Below are 15429 nucleotides of genomic sequence, written 5' to 3' on the forward strand. Positions count from 1 at the left end.
TTCCGGGTTTTTTGCTGACAAAGCCAAAGGGACGCAGGTTGTTGCCTCCATCGGCCTTCCCCGCAGGCGTCATGCTCGTGTCGAGCACGATGATGACGCGCAGAGAAGACATTCTTTGCCAGGAAGAAAAACCCCGAAAGCGGCTGCTTCCGGGGTTTTCGCTGCTTTGCCTGCGCCGATACCTCAGTTGAAGTTCAGGCTCGGCGGGTCGTCGAGATTGAGGCTATCTCCGCCCGAGCCGCCGTTATCCGGGTTGTCGCCGAAGTCGGGAAGCGCGAAGGGATCGCTTGCGCCGCCGTCACCGCCGCCGAAGTCGAGGTTGAACGGATCGTCGACGCTGCCGCCGAAGGAGGGCATCTCGATCGTCACCGAATCGGGATCGACGGTCACAACCTCGTCCTTGTAGTGGGTGACGAGCTTCGGGAAGAAGATCACCGCCAGGATGGCGAGGAACTGGATGACGATATAGGGGATGATGCCCTTGTAGATCTGCAGCGTGCGCACGCCCTGCATGATCCTGCCCGTGCCCTTGTCGGTCCATTCCCCGGCCGGCGTCACCGAGCGCAGGTAGAACAGCGAAAAGCCGAAGGGCGGGGTCAGGAACGAGGTCTGCAGGTTGAGACCCAGAATGATGCCGAACCAGATCAGGTCGATGCCCAGCGCCTCGGCCGGCGCCACCAGGAGCGGCACCATGATGAAGGCGATTTCGAAGAAATCGAGGAAGCAGCCGAGAATAAAGACGATGATGGTGACGACGATCAGGAAGCCGTATTCGCCGCCGGGAAGCCCGGTCAGCAGTTCCTCGATCCAGACATTGCCGTTGATGCCGTAGAAGGTGAGGCTGAAGACGCGCGCGCCCATCAGGATCATCATCACGAAGGCGGAGAGCTTGGTGGTGCTGTCGAGCGCCTTCTTGAGCGAATTCAGATCAAGCCGCCCCTTGGCGAGCGCCAGGATGAGCGCGCCGGTGGCGCCCATGGCGCCCCCTTCCGTCGGCGTTGCGATGCCGAGGAAGATCGTGCCGAGCACGAGAAAGATCAGCGCCAGCGGCGGTACCAGCACGATGATCACCTGCTGGCTGAGCCGCGACAGGAGGTTGAGCTTCATCCGGTCGTTTGCAAGCGCCACCAGATAGACGACGACGACGCCGAAGACCATGGCCGCCACCAGCCGCCAGGCATCGCCGAGGCCCGTGAACAGGATGTGGTAGCCAAGGAAATAGAGCGCGACGGCGACGGCGATCATGACGAACAGGGAAATCACACCGCTGCCCAGCGTGCGGGCTGCGGCCGGCATCGCCGGGGCCGCCTTGGGGCGGATCATCGTTACCACGAACACGTAGAGACAGTAGGCGGCGATCACCAGCAGCGACGGATAGAGCGCGCCGACATACATGTCGCCGACCGAGCGGCCAAGCTGATCGGCCATGACGATGAGGACGAGCGAGGGAGGCACGATCTGCGCCAGCGTGCCCGACGCGGCGATCGTGCCGGTGGCGAACGAGCGGTCATAGCTGTAGCGCAGCATGACAGGCAGCGAGATCAGGCCCATGGCCATGACCGATGCGGCGACAACGCCCGTGGTGGCCCCGAGCAGCGCGCCGACGAGCACGACGGCATAGGCAACGCCGCCGCGCACGGGACCGAACAATTGGCCGATCGTGTCCAGCAGGTCCTCGGCCATGCGCGAACGTTCGAGGATGATGCCCATGAAGGTGAAGAAGGGCACTGCCAGCAGCGTCTCGTTCGACATGATGCCGCCGAAGAAACGGTCCGGATGGGATTGCAGCAGCGGCCAGAACAGGGTGATTTCGGGCGAGATCGACGAGAATTCGACCCCGAGCACGAAAAAGGCTAGGCCGCCCGCGGCAAGCGTGAAGGCGACGGGATAGCCCAGAAGCAGCATCGCCATCACGGAGATGAACATGATGGGCGCGAGGTTGTGCGCGATCAGGTCAGTCATTCGGCCTGTCCTCTGTCATCATATGGGCGGCGTTGCCGGCGTCCGAATAGAGATGATCGTTCTCCTTCAGATGTCCGGAAATGACCGCGGCGCGCTTGATGATCTCCGAAAAGGTCTGCAGCAGGAGCAGGATGAAGCCGATCAGGATAAAGGACTTCGCGGGCCAGAGGATCAGCCCGCCGGCATTGGTCGAATGCTCGCCGCTCTCGAAGGAGCGCCAGAACCACGGCCAGGCGAGATAGATCATCATCCCGGCAAAGGGCACGAGGAAGATTGTGTGCAGGATGAGGTCGATCCAGTCGCGGGTGCGCTTGCTCCAGGAAGACGACAGGATGTCGATCCGGATGTGCTCGTTCTTCAACAGCGCATAGGCGGCCGCCAGCATGAAGACGGCGCCGTAAAGATACCATTGCAGTTCCAGCATGGCGTTGGACGAAAGCGAGAAGAGCTTTCGGCTCACCGCATTGCCGGCGCTGACGAGGACTGCCACGAGGAGCAGCCAGGACACCGAATGTCCGATGAATTCATTCAGCCTGTCGATGGTTCGGCTTATTGTTATCAGTGGTTTCATTGGGGCCTCCAAACCGTCCGACTTCCTTAATGGAAGTTGTCAAGGCCACGCAACATGCCTTTGGTACAATATGGGATGAAAAACGCCGCCATTTTGTATTTTTTGTCCGTCCCGGCCGGAGATGCGGACATGATATTTGCCTGGCGGTTCCCCGTGCCGTCGCTGGCGTCGCGCGATTGTTGCCCCGGGCGCGTCGGATGTGGTAATCGGGAAGCGGATTATGGGACATTGTCCGGAACAGGACTGTCGCCGAAAGGCCGGCAGCGCCGGGCTGACAGGAGGGATTGATGCAGAATGTTGAAACGGGCGCGACGCAACCCGCTGACGAAGTGGATTATGCGGAGCATGCCAACACCTACAAGCTGTTCCTCAACGGAACCAAATACGGCACGGTTCACCTCGTGGCGCTTCTGGTGGCGATGGCGGCCGGCCTGCTTGGCCCGTTCGGTTTCATCGGCAGCTTGATCATTTTCATTCTCATCAGCGCCATCGGCATCTATATTCTCCGCTGAGCGTCCGTCCGGGCGTATCCGTTCCTAGAAACGCGGCATGACAGACGCAGTGCTGCGCTCCCTTGTTGCGCGTTTCGATCTGTCTTTGGGAGACAAGTTTGAGCAAGACACTATTTGTGCCGAAAGAGACGGCCTTCGCGGAGACGCGTGTGGCGGCCTCGCCCGACACGGTCAAGAAGCTGAAGGCGCTCGGCCTCGATATCGTCATAGAATCCGGCGCTGGGTTTGCTTCCGGCATCGACGACGATGCCTTCCGGGAAGCCGGCGCCGAAATCGCCGGTTCCGATGCAGCTGCCAGCGCCGATGTGATCTTCAGGGTCCGCCGGCCGGAGCCTCACGAATACGAAGCCTATAAAAGCGGCGCGATCGTCGTCGCCATGATGGATCCTTACGGCAATGAAGAGGCGCTTGCCGCCATGGCCGGAAAGGGGATTTCCGCCATCGCCATGGAGCTGATGCCGCGCATCACCCGCGCGCAGTCGATGGACGTGCTGTCCTCGCAGGCAAACCTTGCCGGATACCAGGCCGTCATCGAGGCGGCGGCCGTGTTCGACCGCGCCATGCCGATGATGATGACCGCGGCGGGGACGGTGCCGGCCGCCCGCGTCTTCGTCATGGGCGCAGGCGTCGCCGGTCTTCAGGCCATCGCGACCGCGCGCAGGCTCGGGGCTGTGGTGTCGGCGACCGATGTCCGTCCCGCAGCGAAGGAACAGGTCGCCTCGCTCGGCGCGAAATTCATCGCCGTCGAGGATGACGAGTTCAAGGCGGCGGAGACCGCCGGCGGCTATGCCAAGGAAATGTCGGACGCATACAAGGCCAAGCAGGCCGAACTCGTTGCCGCCCATATCGCCAAGCAGGACGTGGTCATCACCACCGCGCTGATTCCCGGCCGTCCCGCGCCGCGGCTCGTCACCCGTAAGATGCTGTCGGCGATGAAGCTCGGTTCGGTCGCCGTCGACCTCGCCGTCGAGCGCGGCGGCAATATCGAGGGCGCGGAAGCCGGCAAGGTCGCCACGGTCGAAGGCGTTTCCGTCATCGGCCTCCTCAATCTGCCCGGCCGGATCGCGGCATCCGCTTCGCTGCTTTACGCCAAGAACCTGCTCACCTTCTTCCAGACCCTGGTCGACAAGGAGAGCGGCGCAATCAACATCAACCGGGAGGACGAGCTCGTCGCCGCGACGCTTCTGACGCATGAAGGCGCGGTCGTTCATCCGAAATTCGGCGGCACGGTCGCCGGGGGAGAGGCCTGATGGCTTTTGAAGATGTCACCACCTCCATCAACGAGGCGATCACCTCGCTGGAGCAGGCCAAGACCGCGCTCGGCAATTTCGAGGACGGCTCGCTGGCAGCCCTTGCCCATGGCGCGACGGGCGGGGCGATCGATCCCTTCGTGTTCCAGCTGGCGATCTTCGTGCTCGCCGTCTTTGTCGGCTATTATGTCGTGTGGTCGGTCACGCCGGCGCTGCACACGCCGTTGATGGCCGTCACCAACGCCATTTCCTCGGTCATCGTCGTCGGCGCGCTTCTGGCGGTCGGCCTTTCGGCGAGCGGCCTTGCGACCGGCTTCGGCTTCGTGGCGCTCATTCTCGTCGCCATCAATATTTTCGGCGGATTTCTTGTCACCCAGCGCATGCTGGCGATGTACAAGAAAAAGGACAAGTAAGGCGGTCGGAACATGTCAGTCAATTTTGCAGCCTTGCTGTTCCTCGTATCAGCGGTTCTCTTCATTCTAGCGCTTCGAGGGCTTTCGCATCCCTCGACCAGCCGCAAGGGCAATATCTACGGCATGGTCGGTATGGCGATCGCCATCGGCACGACCCTGCTTCTGGCCAAGCCCGGCTTTTCGGCGCTGGTCTTCATCGTGCTGGCGCTGGCAATCGGCGGCGGCATCGGCGCCTATATCGCCCGCACCATTCCGATGACGGCAATGCCGCAGCTCGTGGCCGGGTTCCACTCGCTCGTCGGCCTTGCCGCCGTTCTGGTGGCCGCCGCCGCGCTCTATTCGCCGGAAAGCTTCAATATCGGCGTTCCCGATGATATCCACCTTCGGGCCCTGATCGAGTTGGCGATCGGCGCCGCGATCGGCGCGATCACCTTTACCGGGTCGATCATCGCCTTCCTCAAGCTCGACGGCCGCATGTCCGGCAAGCCGATCATGCTGCCCGGCCGTCATGCGATCAACATCGCGCTTCTGGTGGCGCTCGTCGTCTTCGTCGTCTCGCTTTCGGCAACGGCGAGCCCGATCCATTTCTGGCTGATCGTCATCATTGCCCTGGTGCTTGGCGTTCTCATCATCGTCCCCATCGGCGGCGCCGACATGCCGGTCGTGGTCTCGATGCTGAACTCCTATTCGGGCTGGGCGGCTGCCGGCATCGGCTTCACGCTCGGCAACATGGCGCTGATCGTCACCGGCGCGCTTGTGGGGTCCTCGGGTGCGATCCTCTCCTACATCATGTGCAAGGGCATGAACCGCTCGTTCATCTCGGTCATTCTCGGCGGCTTCGGCGGCGAGACGGCGTCCTCGGGCGGCGGCGACCAGGTTGAGCGCAACGTGAAGACCGGTTCGGCGGACGATGCCGCCTTCCTGATGGAGAACGCCTCCAAGGTGATCATCGTGCCCGGATACGGCATGGCGGTCGCCCAGGCCCAGCACGCGCTCAGGGAACTGGCCGATCTGTTGAAGGAGAAGGGCGTCGAGGTCAAATACGCCATTCATCCGGTTGCCGGCCGCATGCCGGGCCATATGAACGTGCTGCTCGCCGAAGCCAATGTGCCCTATGACGAGGTGTTCGAGCTGGAGGACATCAACTCGGAATTCGCCCAGGCCGACGTGGCCTATGTGATCGGCGCCAACGACGTCACCAATCCGGCAGCCCGCGACGACAAGACCTCGCCGATCTACGGCATGCCGATCCTCGACGTCGACAAGGCCAAGACCTGCCTCTTCGTCAAGCGCTCGCTCGGCTCCGGCTATGCCGGCATCGACAATGAGCTGTTCTACAAGGACGGAACGATGATGCTGCTCGGCGACGCCAAGAAGATGACCGAGGACATCGTCAAGGCGATGGACTGATCGCTCCCGCGCATCCATCCTGACGCCCCGATCTTGCAGAAGACCGGGGCGTTTCGTTTTCGTGGGCGGCTTTGTTGGCGGAACCTCCGCATGCTGTCCGGCGTTCAACCCTAACGATTGATCATGAGGAAACTGCCGTGAAGCTTGTCCGCCCGCTCTTTGTGTTTCCGCTCATTGTTGCCGCCGGCCTTTCGACGATGAGCATGGACATGCCTGAAAACCCGCCGGTGCCGGAGCAGCGTCCGGACGATCTCGAACCGGCCGCGGGGCAGGAGGAGAGCGCGCAACCCGCGAAACCGGCATCGGAAAATACCGGAGAGGACGCCGAGGTCTCGGAAACGGTCGCGCCCGAAGACCCTGCGCCCCCGATGGAAGATGATGGCGAATTTGCCCGCTGCACCGCGGCGCTGACGGCGCTGGGCGTCGAATACGAGGTTCTGGAGACGATTGATGATCCCGGTCAGTGCGGGATAGGGCGACCGCTCAGCGTTACCATGGCGGCCGACGGCGTGCCGCTGCAGCCGGCCGGCACAATGCGCTGCAAGACCGCGCTGGCGCTGGCAAACTGGCTTACCGCCTATGTCGCGCCCTCGGCCGAGATCGCCTTCGGCGCGGGCACGAAACTGACGGAAGTCCGCCAGGCTTCAACCTATGTCTGCCGCAACCGCAACAGCCGGTCGGACGGCAAGATTTCCGAACACGCCAGGGGCAATGCCGTCGATATCCGCTCGCTCTCCTTTTCGAACGGCAGGACCATCGACATGGTGCCGCGCAGGAAGGATGGCAGCCTCACCGGCGCGTTCCAGCGCACCGCAAGCGCCTCGGCCTGCCTGTTCTTTTCGACCGTCCTGTCTCCCGGCAGCGACGCGACTCATCAGGATCACATGCATCTCGACGTGATCGAGCGCAGCCGGGGATATCGCTATTGCCGCTGACGCTTACTGTTCCAGCCAGGTGACGGCGGCGTCTTGCTGTTCGGGCTCGAATACCTTCACGTCCGCGTGGAAAAGCATGCCGAACATCTGCACGGCCTGCGTGAAGCCGCGATTGCTGCTGACGATGGCGATGCTCTTGAAGGCCAGCGGTTCCGAACGGCGGAAGGGCTGGCCGCCCATCGCCGACCCGATATCGGAGCCCGCGAAATCGCTGGCGGTGACCAGAAGCAGCCGCAGCCCGTCATGGCTGGAACTGTGTTCTTCAAGCGCCGGCAGCAGCACATTTTGATAATCGCTCGCGCTCAGCGCATTGTGTATCGTGAAGCCGATGATGTTTTCCGGCAGGTCTTCGATCTTCTCGAGCATATAAGGCCTCCATTTTGCGCCTTTTTAGCGCGGTCGGCGCGGCAAGGCCAGTGAAAGAAGCTGTGACCGCCGGCGAAGAACCGTTCGGCCATTGCGATATAAAACATGAGTGGATTAGTCATATTTATACTTTACCTTTTTAATCATGTTTTATAGGGTTTCCCCGTCATCAACGGAACGGCAAGGCCGGGAGGGCGAAATTGGCGAAGAAGCACAAGCGTAAACAGGCGAAGAACCCGCCGAACAGCGGTGTCCAGGACGTGACCCGCGTCGCCGAGGCGCCTGAGGGGCTCAATGGCCGCAGTTTTCTCTATGTCGGCGGGCGCGACTGTCAGGTCGCCCATTTGCGCGCAGTGGCTGATGATTTCGGCGCCGAACTGATCCATCACGACGGCGGCCTGCGCGAGGCGGTCTCGCGTATCGACAGGGTGCTGCCCTCGGTCGACTGCGTTTTCTGTCCGATCGACTGTATCAGCCATGATGCCTGCGTGCGCGTCAAGAGCGGCTGCAAGAAATTCAAGAAGGCCTTCATTCCGCTGCGCAACGGCTCCAAGTCCTCGCTGGAACGCGCGCTGCAGACCATGAGCGAGCGCAATTCGTGATAGGCGGGATGTATGAGGGCAGGGCGGTCGGCCTGATCGGGCTGCATGCGTGGCCTGGCTGCAGGTGTGCGACGATCGGCGGCGTAGGCCTTGCGGCGCCTGGCGAAGCCGCCATTCTCCCATTCACCCCTCGAGACTCCACAAGACCGCCTTCCGGCGGGAATAGCCGGGCCGAGGTGATTGACCTCGCCTGCCGGCGCAACCATTTCTTATCAGTATGACAAACCGCGTGAGGTGTTCCATGTATGTCGCGATGAACCGGTTCAGGATTGCCATTGGCTCCGAGGAGGAATTCGAAGCTGTATGGAAAGGGCGCGATTCGCGGCTTTCCGAGTTGCACGGCTTCATCTCCTTTCATCTTCTCAGGGGCAAGACCTTCGAGGACGAGGGCTACACGCTCTATGCATCGCATACGCTGTGGGAGAACGAGGATGCGTTTTCCGCCTGGACCCGTTCCGAGCAGTTCCGCGACGCCCACAGGAATGCCGGCGAGCGCAAGGTGAACTATCTCGGCCACCCGGAATTCGAGGGTTTCAACAGCGTGGAGGGCGCATGAATGGCTGATCCGGTCGACATTGCCGTCCTGCCCGTCCTGCCGTCACTTGATCTTGCCGAGACCAAGGCGTTCTACACGGAAAAGCTCGGCCTCTCTGAAGTCGTGCACGAGGATGGGACCTACCTCATCCTGAGGCGTCCGGGGATGGAGTTGCATTTCTGGCTGACGGACGACCGCGGACTTTGTGAAAACACCTCGATCTATATCCGCGGCGGCGGCATTGATGCGCTTCACGCCGAGTTCTCGATGCGCGGCATCGTGGATGAGCGCGGCTTCAAGCTGCGCGAATGGAACATGAAGGAATTCTACGTCTACGATCCGCACGGCAATCTGCTGCGCTTCGGGCGCATTCCAGGCGAAGAAGCGGAATAGCCTTCAGCCCTTGCGCGCGGGCATCAGGGCGGCAAGGGCGACCAGCAGCCAGCTTGCAATCACCGATGTGCCGCCGATGGGGGCGGCCATGGGGAAGAAGCCGAAGCCCAGATAGGCGCGCGCCACAAGGTCTCCGGCAAACATCACCGTCCCGAAAACCATCAGAATGCCAGCGGCAAGAGCGGCTGCCGTGCGCACGGAAAGCAGGGCAAGGCCGATCAGCGCCGGGCCGTTGGCGAGGCAGACGAGGGCTGCGGAAAGCAGCACCGCGCTGTCGCCGTGATAGGAGGCTGCCGCCAGCATGATGCCGGCAGCGCCCGTGAGGCCGGCGAAGAACAGCAATATCCGGGCGGGGAGCGTCAGGGCGGTCATTGGGTCAGGCCTTGTTCTGCATGTGGTAGGCGAGCTTTTCCACCGGCGGCAGGATGATCGCCCTCAGCTTCATGTCGGGCACGGTCTCTTCCAGCGCACGGCGGAAGCACAAGAGCCACTCGTCACGCTCTTCCGGCCCGATCGGCGCCGGCATGTGGCGCATCCTCAGCCGGGGGTGGCCGTGTTTTTCCACATAGACCGGCGGTCCGCCGAGATAGCCCGTCAGATAGTCGCGGAACTTCGCCTCCGACCCCTTAAGATCGTCCGGGTGGATCGCCCGGCAATGGGCCGCTTCCGGCAGGCTGTCCATCAGTTCATAGAAACGGCGCGTCAGGCGTTCGACCGTATCGGCCCCGCCAATGGCCTCGTAGAGGCTGATCGTTTCCTTTGCGTCCATCGCTTCATGCCCGGATCGTTGCTTCGTCTCTCCGATGTAACCATTTCAGGCAGGGATGCAATGCAGCGAAACGCCTTTTTCCGTCAGCACCGCGCGCTGCGCCTCGTCCAGTTCGTCGCCCGTCAGCACGGCGGAGAAAGTCTCGAGACCGGTCAGGAAATGCAGGCCCGGGCGGCCGAATTTGGTATGGTCGGCCAGAAGCACGCGCCGTTCCGCGCCCTTGACGATCAGCCGTTTGGTCTGGACCACTTCCGGATCCTGGTGAAAGGCCTCGCCCTCATAGATGGCCGAGGCCGAGATGAAGCCGATATCGGCGCGAAGCCCGCGCAGCGCGTCCTCGGTCAGGAGGCCGAAAAAGCCGTTGAACTTGCGGCTGTACTGGCCGCCGAGCGCCATCAGCTCGATGCCCGCGACGCCGGCCAGTTCGGATATCACACTCAGATTGTTAGATATCACAGTCAACGGCAGGCGCTGGGACAGGTGGGCTGCGAGATTGGCCGCGGTCGATGAATCGTCGATCATCAGCGTCATGCCGGGCTCGATGAATGCGGCGGCGGCCGCCGCGATCCGGGCTTTCTCGCCCGCGGCGATTTTCTGGCGATAGCGGAAATCGGCCTGGAACATGGCCGAGGATTGGACGGAAGCGCCGCCGCGCATCTTGCGTAGCTGACCGGACGCTTCCAGCTCATCGAGGTCGCGATGCACCGTCATCTTGGAAACCCGGAAACGCTGGCTCAATTCCTCCACGCTGGCCGTACCGCGCTCCATCAGCAGCGCCATCATCGCCGCGCGTCTTTCATCCGCCTTCAAGGCATTCTCCTTCGCCGTATGTGTCCGAATAATTGATATAACATCAAGATTAGCGGTATATATCACATATAGAAACGATTAAAATAACAAATATAATGATATTTATAAAATAATCTTGTGATTTCGCATTCCCGCATTATCATTGACTCACAATAAGGCCATGCGCCGATGGCGCGGCTTGACGCTTGGCAATCACATTCAAGCCTGCGTCGGCTATGGCGTTGGTCAGGCAACAGGAGAATTTGTTATGGCCCGGGTTACCTTGAGACAATTGCTCGATCACGCCGCCGAACACGGCTATGGCGTGCCCGCCTACAATATCAACAATATGGAGCAGGGGCTGGCGATCATGGCGGCCGCCCAGAAGACGTCCTCGCCGGTGATCATCCAGGCAAGCCGCGGCGCGCGCGCCTACGCCAACGACCTGATCCTGGCGAAGCTGATCGACGGGCTGGCCGAGCTCTATCCCGACATTCCGCTCGTCATGCATCTCGACCACGGCAATTCCGAGCCAACCTGCATGACGGCGATCCAGTACGGTTTCACCTCGGTGATGATGGATGGTTCGCTGAAGGCCGACGGCAAGACGCCGGCCGACTATGAGTACAATGCCGGCGTGACGAAACGCGTCTGTGACTTCTCGCACTGGGCCGGCGTGTCGGTGGAAGGCGAGATCGGCGTTCTCGGTTCGCTGGAAACGGGCGAGGGCGAGAAGGAAGACGGCCACGGCTTCGAGGGCAAGCTCGACCACGACCAGCTTCTGACTGATCCTGACCAGGCCGTCCAGTTCGTCAAGGATACGCAGGTCGATGCGCTTGCCGTTGCCATGGGCACCAGCCACGGCGCCTACAAGTTCACCCGCAAGCCCGATGGCGAAGTGCTGGCGATGAACGTGATCGAGGAGATCCACCGCCGCCTGCCGGATACGCACCTCGTCATGCATGGCTCGTCCTCCGTGCCGGAAGAGCTGCAGGAAATCATCAACAAATATGGCGGCGAGATGAAGCCGACCTGGGGCGTGCCGGTTGAGGAAATCCAGCGCGGCATCAAGCACGGCGTGCGCAAGGTCAATATCGACACCGACAACCGCATGGCCATGACCGGCGCGATCCGCAAGGTGTTTGCCGAAAACCCGTCGGAGTTCGACCCGCGCAAATATCTCAAGCCCGCCATGGAGGCGATGACCAAGCTCTGCATCGAGCGCTTCGAGGCTTTCGGCACGGCCGGCCACGCCGAAAAGATCAAGCCGATCCCGCTGTCGGACATGGCCAGGCGCTACGCCGACGGCTCGCTTTCGCCGAAGATCGGTTGAGCGGGTGCAGGCGCTGCCAAAAGGCCGCTTCTTTCGCAGCGGCTTCAGTTTGTTAACGAACCTCGCCACCCATATGCACGTCATCCTCGGGCTTGTCCCGAGGATCTAGCCACCCCTCCTTGCGAGCGGAGCGGGTGGTTGGTGATATTCTGTTTTCAAAATGGATTTTGGTCGCATGCGCCTGTCGCGCTGAAACTTGCTCTGATGCTCGGGACAAGCCCGAGCATGACGGCAATGCGTGGAGTTTGCTTTGTCGCCAGTCTGACGCCGCCGCCTTCGCGGCGGCTTTGCCGCTTCCAGGTCTCGCCATCGGCAGACCCGCCCTCAGTGGATCCCCTTGGTCAGCCCCTGCACAAAATAGCGGTTCAGAAACAGAATCACGACCACGATCGGGATGGTGGAGAAGTGCGCCAGCGCGCCGAGCGTGCCCCAGGTGATGTCCTTGGTGCCGTAGGCGGACAGAAGTGCGACCGAGAGCGGTTTTGATTCAAGCCGCGTCAGGAACATCGGGTAGAGGAAGTCGTTCCAGGAAAACATCAGGCAGAAGAGCACGCAGGCGATGATGCCCGCTCTTACGGCCGGCAGCGCCACCTTGAAGAAGGCGCCGAACTGGCTGCAGCCATCCGTCAGCGCGGCTTCCTCCAGCTCCGGCGGCAGGCCTCGAAAATAGGAAAACATCAGCCAGGTGACGAAGGCGGAGTTGAGCATGGAGTTGATCAGCACCACCGACATCCAGCTTCCGAGCAGGCCGATATCGCGCATCATCAGGTAAAACGGAATGAGGGCCGCGACCGAGGGGATCATCCGGATCGCCATCAGGAAATAGGCAATGCCCATGGCATAGCGGCTTTTCGAGCGCGCCAGCGCATAGCCCGCCGGCACGCCGAGCGCCAGCGACAGGATCACCGAACCGGCGGCGATCAGGACGCTGGAGCGCAAGAGGCTCCAGACATCGAACAGCCGGAAGATTGTCCGGAACTGATCGAGCGTGGGCGAAAAACCAAAGGTCGGCGGGATCGAAAAGATCGCGCCGGAAGGCTTGTAAGCCGTGGTTGCAAGCCACAGGAAGGGCGCCAGAAAGAAAACCAGCATGACGACGAGAAAGGCGCGGCGGCCCGCCTGAAACCAGTATTTTGCCGTCATTTTCCGTTCGCCTTCTTGTCTGCGTGGCGGATCATCATCACGAAAGCAGCTGCGATGACCGCGATGATCAAGAGGGTGAGGTTGGCGATCGCCGAGGCGCGGCCGATATTGAAGAACTCGAGTCCCTGCTTGACCGCATGCAGCATCAGCGTGTTGGTGGCATTGCCCGGCCCGCCGCCGGTTGCCACATAGACCGTGTCGAACACCCGGAAGGCATCGACGGTGCGCAGGATGAGCGCCAGCAGCACGGCCGGAAGCATCAGCGGGATGACGATGATCCTGAGCTTCTGCGGGCCCGTCGCGCCGTCAACCGAGGCGGCCTCGAGAATGTCGGAGGGCAGGGCCTTGAGGCCCGCGAGCAGGATCAGCGCCACAAGCGGCGTCCATTCCCACACATCGATGAAGATCAGGGTGGCGAGCGCTGCGTGCTGGTCGGCGAGGAGGCCGCGCGGGTCCGTCAGGCCCCATTCGGCGAGAAAATAGCCGATCATGCCGTAATCGGCGGCGAGCAGCCCCTTGAAGATGAGGCCGACAACCAGCGGCGTGATGGTGACGGGGATCAGGATCAGCGCCAGCGCGAGCCGGTTGAACCGGTCGTCGCGCCAGAGCGCCAGCGCCAGCATGAAGCCGAGCAGCAGTTCGAAGAACACCGCGCCGAGGGTGAAGATCGCGGTGTTGATCAGCGCCTGCCGGCTTACCGGATCGGTGATGATCTCGACATAATTGTCGAGACCGGCGAATTTCGTCCGCTGCGGGCGGATCAGATTGTAGTCGTAAAGGCTGTACCAGATGCCTTGCGCCAGCGGCCAGATGCCGACCACCAGCACATAGGCGACCACGGGAACGGCCATGATGACGAGAAACAGCTTTCGCCGCGCGGCAAAGGGCATGCCCTTGGGTTCGACCAGTTCGATGCCCGGATGATCTGCGATCGCACTCACGCGCGTAACCTCGGTTTTACTATCCATGCGAGAGCCGGACCGCCCGGACGCTGACGGGCGGTCCGCTGATGCAAACGCTGTTCTCAGAACAGCTCTTCGGCCTGCGCCTGCGCGGCGTCGAGCGCTTCCTTCGGATCGGCATCGCCGACCAGCACGGAATTGACCGCGGTGCCGAGGAAATCCTGGATTTGCGGATATTCCGGGATGCGCGGACGGTAGTCATAATTGCCGTTCTCGAAAGTTTCGGCAAGCACCGGCAGGAACGGGAATTTTTCCAGCAGGTCGGGATCGGTCATCTCGCTCTTGCGCAGGAAGCTGCCGGCGCCCATGAGATTGAATTCCTTGTGGATCTCCGGGCTGGTCAGCCATTTGATGAAGGCCCAGGCGGCCTCCTGTTCTTCCGGGGAAACGTCGGCGTTGATGGCCATGCCCCAGCCGCCGATGCCGTAGCTCGGGGCCGCGCTGCCCGAATGCGGGGCGGTGGTGATGGCGACGTCATCGACGACCTTGGAAATCTCCGGATTGTAATAGCCGGGCGCGCCGACAGACCATGTTTGCATCAGCGCCGCAACGCCCTGGCGGAAGCTTTCCTCGCGCCCGCCCCAGTCATAGCCGGCAGCGCCGGGCGGCGCCGCCTTGCGGAACAGGTCGCGATAGACCTTCAGGCTTTCCACATTGGCATCGGAATTGAGCGTCGGCATGCCGTCCTCGCCCATGATCGCGCCGCCCATCTCGCTGTTGTACTGCATCCAGTCCTGGGCGCTGGCCGGGCCCTTCTGGCCGTTGGCGACAAAGCCGTAGAGGCCGGCGTCCGGATCGGTCAGCTTTTCGGCGGCGGCGACGAATTCTTCCATGGTCGTCGGCGCTTCAAGGCCGGCTGCATCCAGCCGGGTCTTGTTATAGGCCAGCACATTGGCATAGCCGGCAAAGGGGAAAGCAACCTGCCGGCCCTCGAAATTGCCGAGGCCCATCATCAGCTTGGGGTAGATGTCGTCGACGTCGATCTCGTCGGCATCGCGCTCGATCAGCTCTGAAAGCTCGACCGAATAGCCGTTTTCGGCGTATTCTCCCGCCCAGACGATATCCATGGTGACAAGGTCGTAGCCTTCGGTGTCGCCGATATAGTCGGCGGTGGTCTTGGTCAGGAGCGAGCCGTAGTCGAGAATGTCGACCTTCACGGTCGCGCCTGTCTCTTCCTCGAATTTCGGCGCCAGTTCGGCGATCACCGGCGCGAACTGGTCGTTCTGAGAGGCGATAGTGAGCGTGATGCCCGAAAAGGGCTTGTCCTGCGCAAGGGCGGTGGAGCCCATCAGGCAGGCGAGAAGCCCCGCTGTCGCAAGCTTTGCGGCGTCTGCGTTTTTCATACTGTTCCCCTTTGTGTCATGCATCTGTTGTTGGAATGAATGTCATGATCGATAAACACTATACATCAAACAAAAACGCACTCAAGCGCACTTGACAAAAAAAGAATTCAAGTAAAAAATCACAAAAAAGAACATTATCGC

At 61.6% G+C, this 15429-nt stretch carries 18 protein-coding genes; 9 read left to right on the forward strand and 9 right to left on the reverse strand.

Translation table 11 applies throughout. The annotated features are described in order from the left end of the window. Positions 1 to 183: 183 nt before the first annotated feature. Together AZF01_RS04280 and AZF01_RS04285 are read right to left on the reverse strand one after the other, a co-directional pair. Positions 184 to 1962, reverse strand: a complete 1779-nt coding sequence (locus AZF01_RS04280; protein ID WP_024706599.1) for a TRAP transporter large permease subunit — start codon at positions 1960 to 1962, stop codon at positions 184 to 186. Beyond that, positions 1955 to 2533, reverse strand: a complete 579-nt coding sequence (locus AZF01_RS04285) for a TRAP transporter small permease subunit (protein WP_024706600.1) — start codon at positions 2531 to 2533, stop codon at positions 1955 to 1957. The genes AZF01_RS04280 and AZF01_RS04285 overlap by 8 nt, the downstream gene beginning before the upstream one ends. 287 nt (positions 2534 to 2820) lie before the next feature. Between AZF01_RS04285 and AZF01_RS04290 the strand changes: the two genes are divergently transcribed. The 5 genes from AZF01_RS04290 to AZF01_RS04310 all read left to right on the forward strand — a co-directional run bounded on the left by AZF01_RS04290 (position 2821) and on the right by AZF01_RS04310 (position 7053). Continuing rightward, positions 2821 to 3045 (forward strand): aa3-type cytochrome c oxidase subunit IV, encoded by a 225-nt coding sequence (locus AZF01_RS04290; RefSeq protein WP_024706601.1) that lies wholly within the window; start codon positions 2821 to 2823, stop codon positions 3043 to 3045. A 98-nt stretch (positions 3046 to 3143) separates the two neighbouring features. Further along, positions 3144 to 4295, forward strand: a complete 1152-nt coding sequence (locus AZF01_RS04295) for a Re/Si-specific NAD(P)(+) transhydrogenase subunit alpha (protein ID WP_024706602.1) — start codon at positions 3144 to 3146, stop codon at positions 4293 to 4295. Continuing rightward, a complete protein-coding gene (locus AZF01_RS04300) occupies positions 4295 to 4708 on the forward strand; it encodes a proton-translocating transhydrogenase family protein (RefSeq protein WP_024706603.1) in 414 nt (137 codons plus the stop codon). Before AZF01_RS04295 ends, AZF01_RS04300 begins: the two co-directional genes overlap by 1 nt. Positions 4709 to 4720: 12 nt before the next feature. Further along, a complete protein-coding gene (locus AZF01_RS04305) occupies positions 4721 to 6118 on the forward strand; it encodes an NAD(P)(+) transhydrogenase (Re/Si-specific) subunit beta (RefSeq protein WP_024706604.1) in 1398 nt (465 codons plus the stop codon). A 137-nt stretch (positions 6119 to 6255) separates the two neighbouring features. Next, positions 6256 to 7053 carry an extensin family protein gene (locus tag AZF01_RS04310; protein WP_024706605.1) on the forward strand — a complete coding sequence of 266 codons (798 nt, stop codon included), beginning with the start codon at positions 6256 to 6258 and terminating at the stop codon, positions 7051 to 7053. Between the two features lie 3 nt (positions 7054 to 7056). On the opposite strand, the gene AZF01_RS04315 is transcribed toward AZF01_RS04310, so the two are convergent. Further along, positions 7057 to 7419 (reverse strand): STAS/SEC14 domain-containing protein, encoded by a 363-nt coding sequence (locus AZF01_RS04315; RefSeq protein WP_024706606.1) that lies wholly within the window; start codon positions 7417 to 7419, stop codon positions 7057 to 7059. Positions 7420 to 7679: 260 nt separating this feature from the next. On the opposite strand from AZF01_RS04315, the gene AZF01_RS04320 reads away from it, so the two are divergent. The 3 genes from AZF01_RS04320 (at position 7680) to AZF01_RS04330 (ending at position 8949) form a co-directional block, all read left to right on the forward strand. Continuing rightward, positions 7680 to 8021, forward strand: a complete 342-nt coding sequence (locus AZF01_RS04320; RefSeq protein ID WP_371260692.1) for a DUF2325 domain-containing protein — start codon at positions 7680 to 7682, stop codon at positions 8019 to 8021. A 241-nt stretch (positions 8022 to 8262) separates the two neighbouring features. Next, the gene (locus tag AZF01_RS04325; RefSeq protein WP_024706608.1) at positions 8263 to 8577 is read left to right on the forward strand and encodes an antibiotic biosynthesis monooxygenase; all 315 of its coding nucleotides are present in this window, start codon (positions 8263 to 8265) and stop codon (positions 8575 to 8577) included. Next, positions 8578 to 8949, forward strand: a complete 372-nt coding sequence (locus AZF01_RS04330) for a VOC family protein (RefSeq protein ID WP_024706609.1) — start codon at positions 8578 to 8580, stop codon at positions 8947 to 8949. A 3-nt stretch (positions 8950 to 8952) separates the two neighbouring features. On the opposite strand, the gene AZF01_RS04335 is transcribed toward AZF01_RS04330, so the two are convergent. Genes AZF01_RS04335 through AZF01_RS04345 form a run of 3 tightly spaced genes read right to left on the reverse strand, consistent with a single transcriptional unit; the run spans position 8953 to position 10528 of the window. Then, positions 8953 to 9321, reverse strand: coding sequence for a DUF423 domain-containing protein (locus AZF01_RS04335; protein ID WP_024706610.1), 369 nt, complete (start codon positions 9319 to 9321; stop codon positions 8953 to 8955). 4 nt (positions 9322 to 9325) lie between these two features. Then, positions 9326 to 9718 (reverse strand): group II truncated hemoglobin, encoded by a 393-nt coding sequence (locus AZF01_RS04340; protein WP_024706611.1) that lies wholly within the window; start codon positions 9716 to 9718, stop codon positions 9326 to 9328. Positions 9719 to 9763: 45 nt separating this feature from the next. Continuing rightward, the gene (locus AZF01_RS04345; RefSeq protein ID WP_024706612.1) at positions 9764 to 10528 is read right to left on the reverse strand and encodes a DeoR/GlpR family DNA-binding transcription regulator; all 765 of its coding nucleotides are present in this window, start codon (positions 10526 to 10528) and stop codon (positions 9764 to 9766) included. Between the two features lie 247 nt (positions 10529 to 10775). On the opposite strand from AZF01_RS04345, the gene fba reads away from it, so the two are divergent. After that, the gene (gene fba / locus AZF01_RS04350) at positions 10776 to 11840 is read left to right on the forward strand and encodes a class II fructose-bisphosphate aldolase (RefSeq protein WP_024706613.1); all 1065 of its coding nucleotides are present in this window, start codon (positions 10776 to 10778) and stop codon (positions 11838 to 11840) included. Positions 11841 to 12164: 324 nt separating this feature from the next. Here fba and AZF01_RS04355 read toward each other — a convergent pair whose 3' ends face one another. The 3 genes from AZF01_RS04355 to AZF01_RS04365 all read right to left on the reverse strand — a co-directional run bounded on the left by AZF01_RS04355 (position 12165) and on the right by AZF01_RS04365 (position 15288). Then, entirely contained in the window at positions 12165 to 12983 is an 819-nt protein-coding gene (locus AZF01_RS04355; protein ID WP_024706614.1) for a carbohydrate ABC transporter permease, read from the reverse strand. Continuing rightward, positions 12980 to 13873 (reverse strand): carbohydrate ABC transporter permease, encoded by an 894-nt coding sequence (locus tag AZF01_RS04360; protein ID WP_036235932.1) that lies wholly within the window; start codon positions 13871 to 13873, stop codon positions 12980 to 12982. The genes AZF01_RS04355 and AZF01_RS04360 overlap by 4 nt, the downstream gene beginning before the upstream one ends. Positions 13874 to 14007: 134 nt before the next feature. Then, entirely contained in the window at positions 14008 to 15288 is a 1281-nt protein-coding gene (locus AZF01_RS04365) for a sugar ABC transporter substrate-binding protein (RefSeq protein WP_024706616.1), read from the reverse strand. Positions 15289 to 15429: the final 141 nt, after the last annotated feature.

The sequence above is a fragment of the Martelella sp. AD-3 genome (assembly GCF_001578105.1).
GTDB lineage: Bacteria > Pseudomonadota > Alphaproteobacteria > Rhizobiales > Rhizobiaceae > Martelella.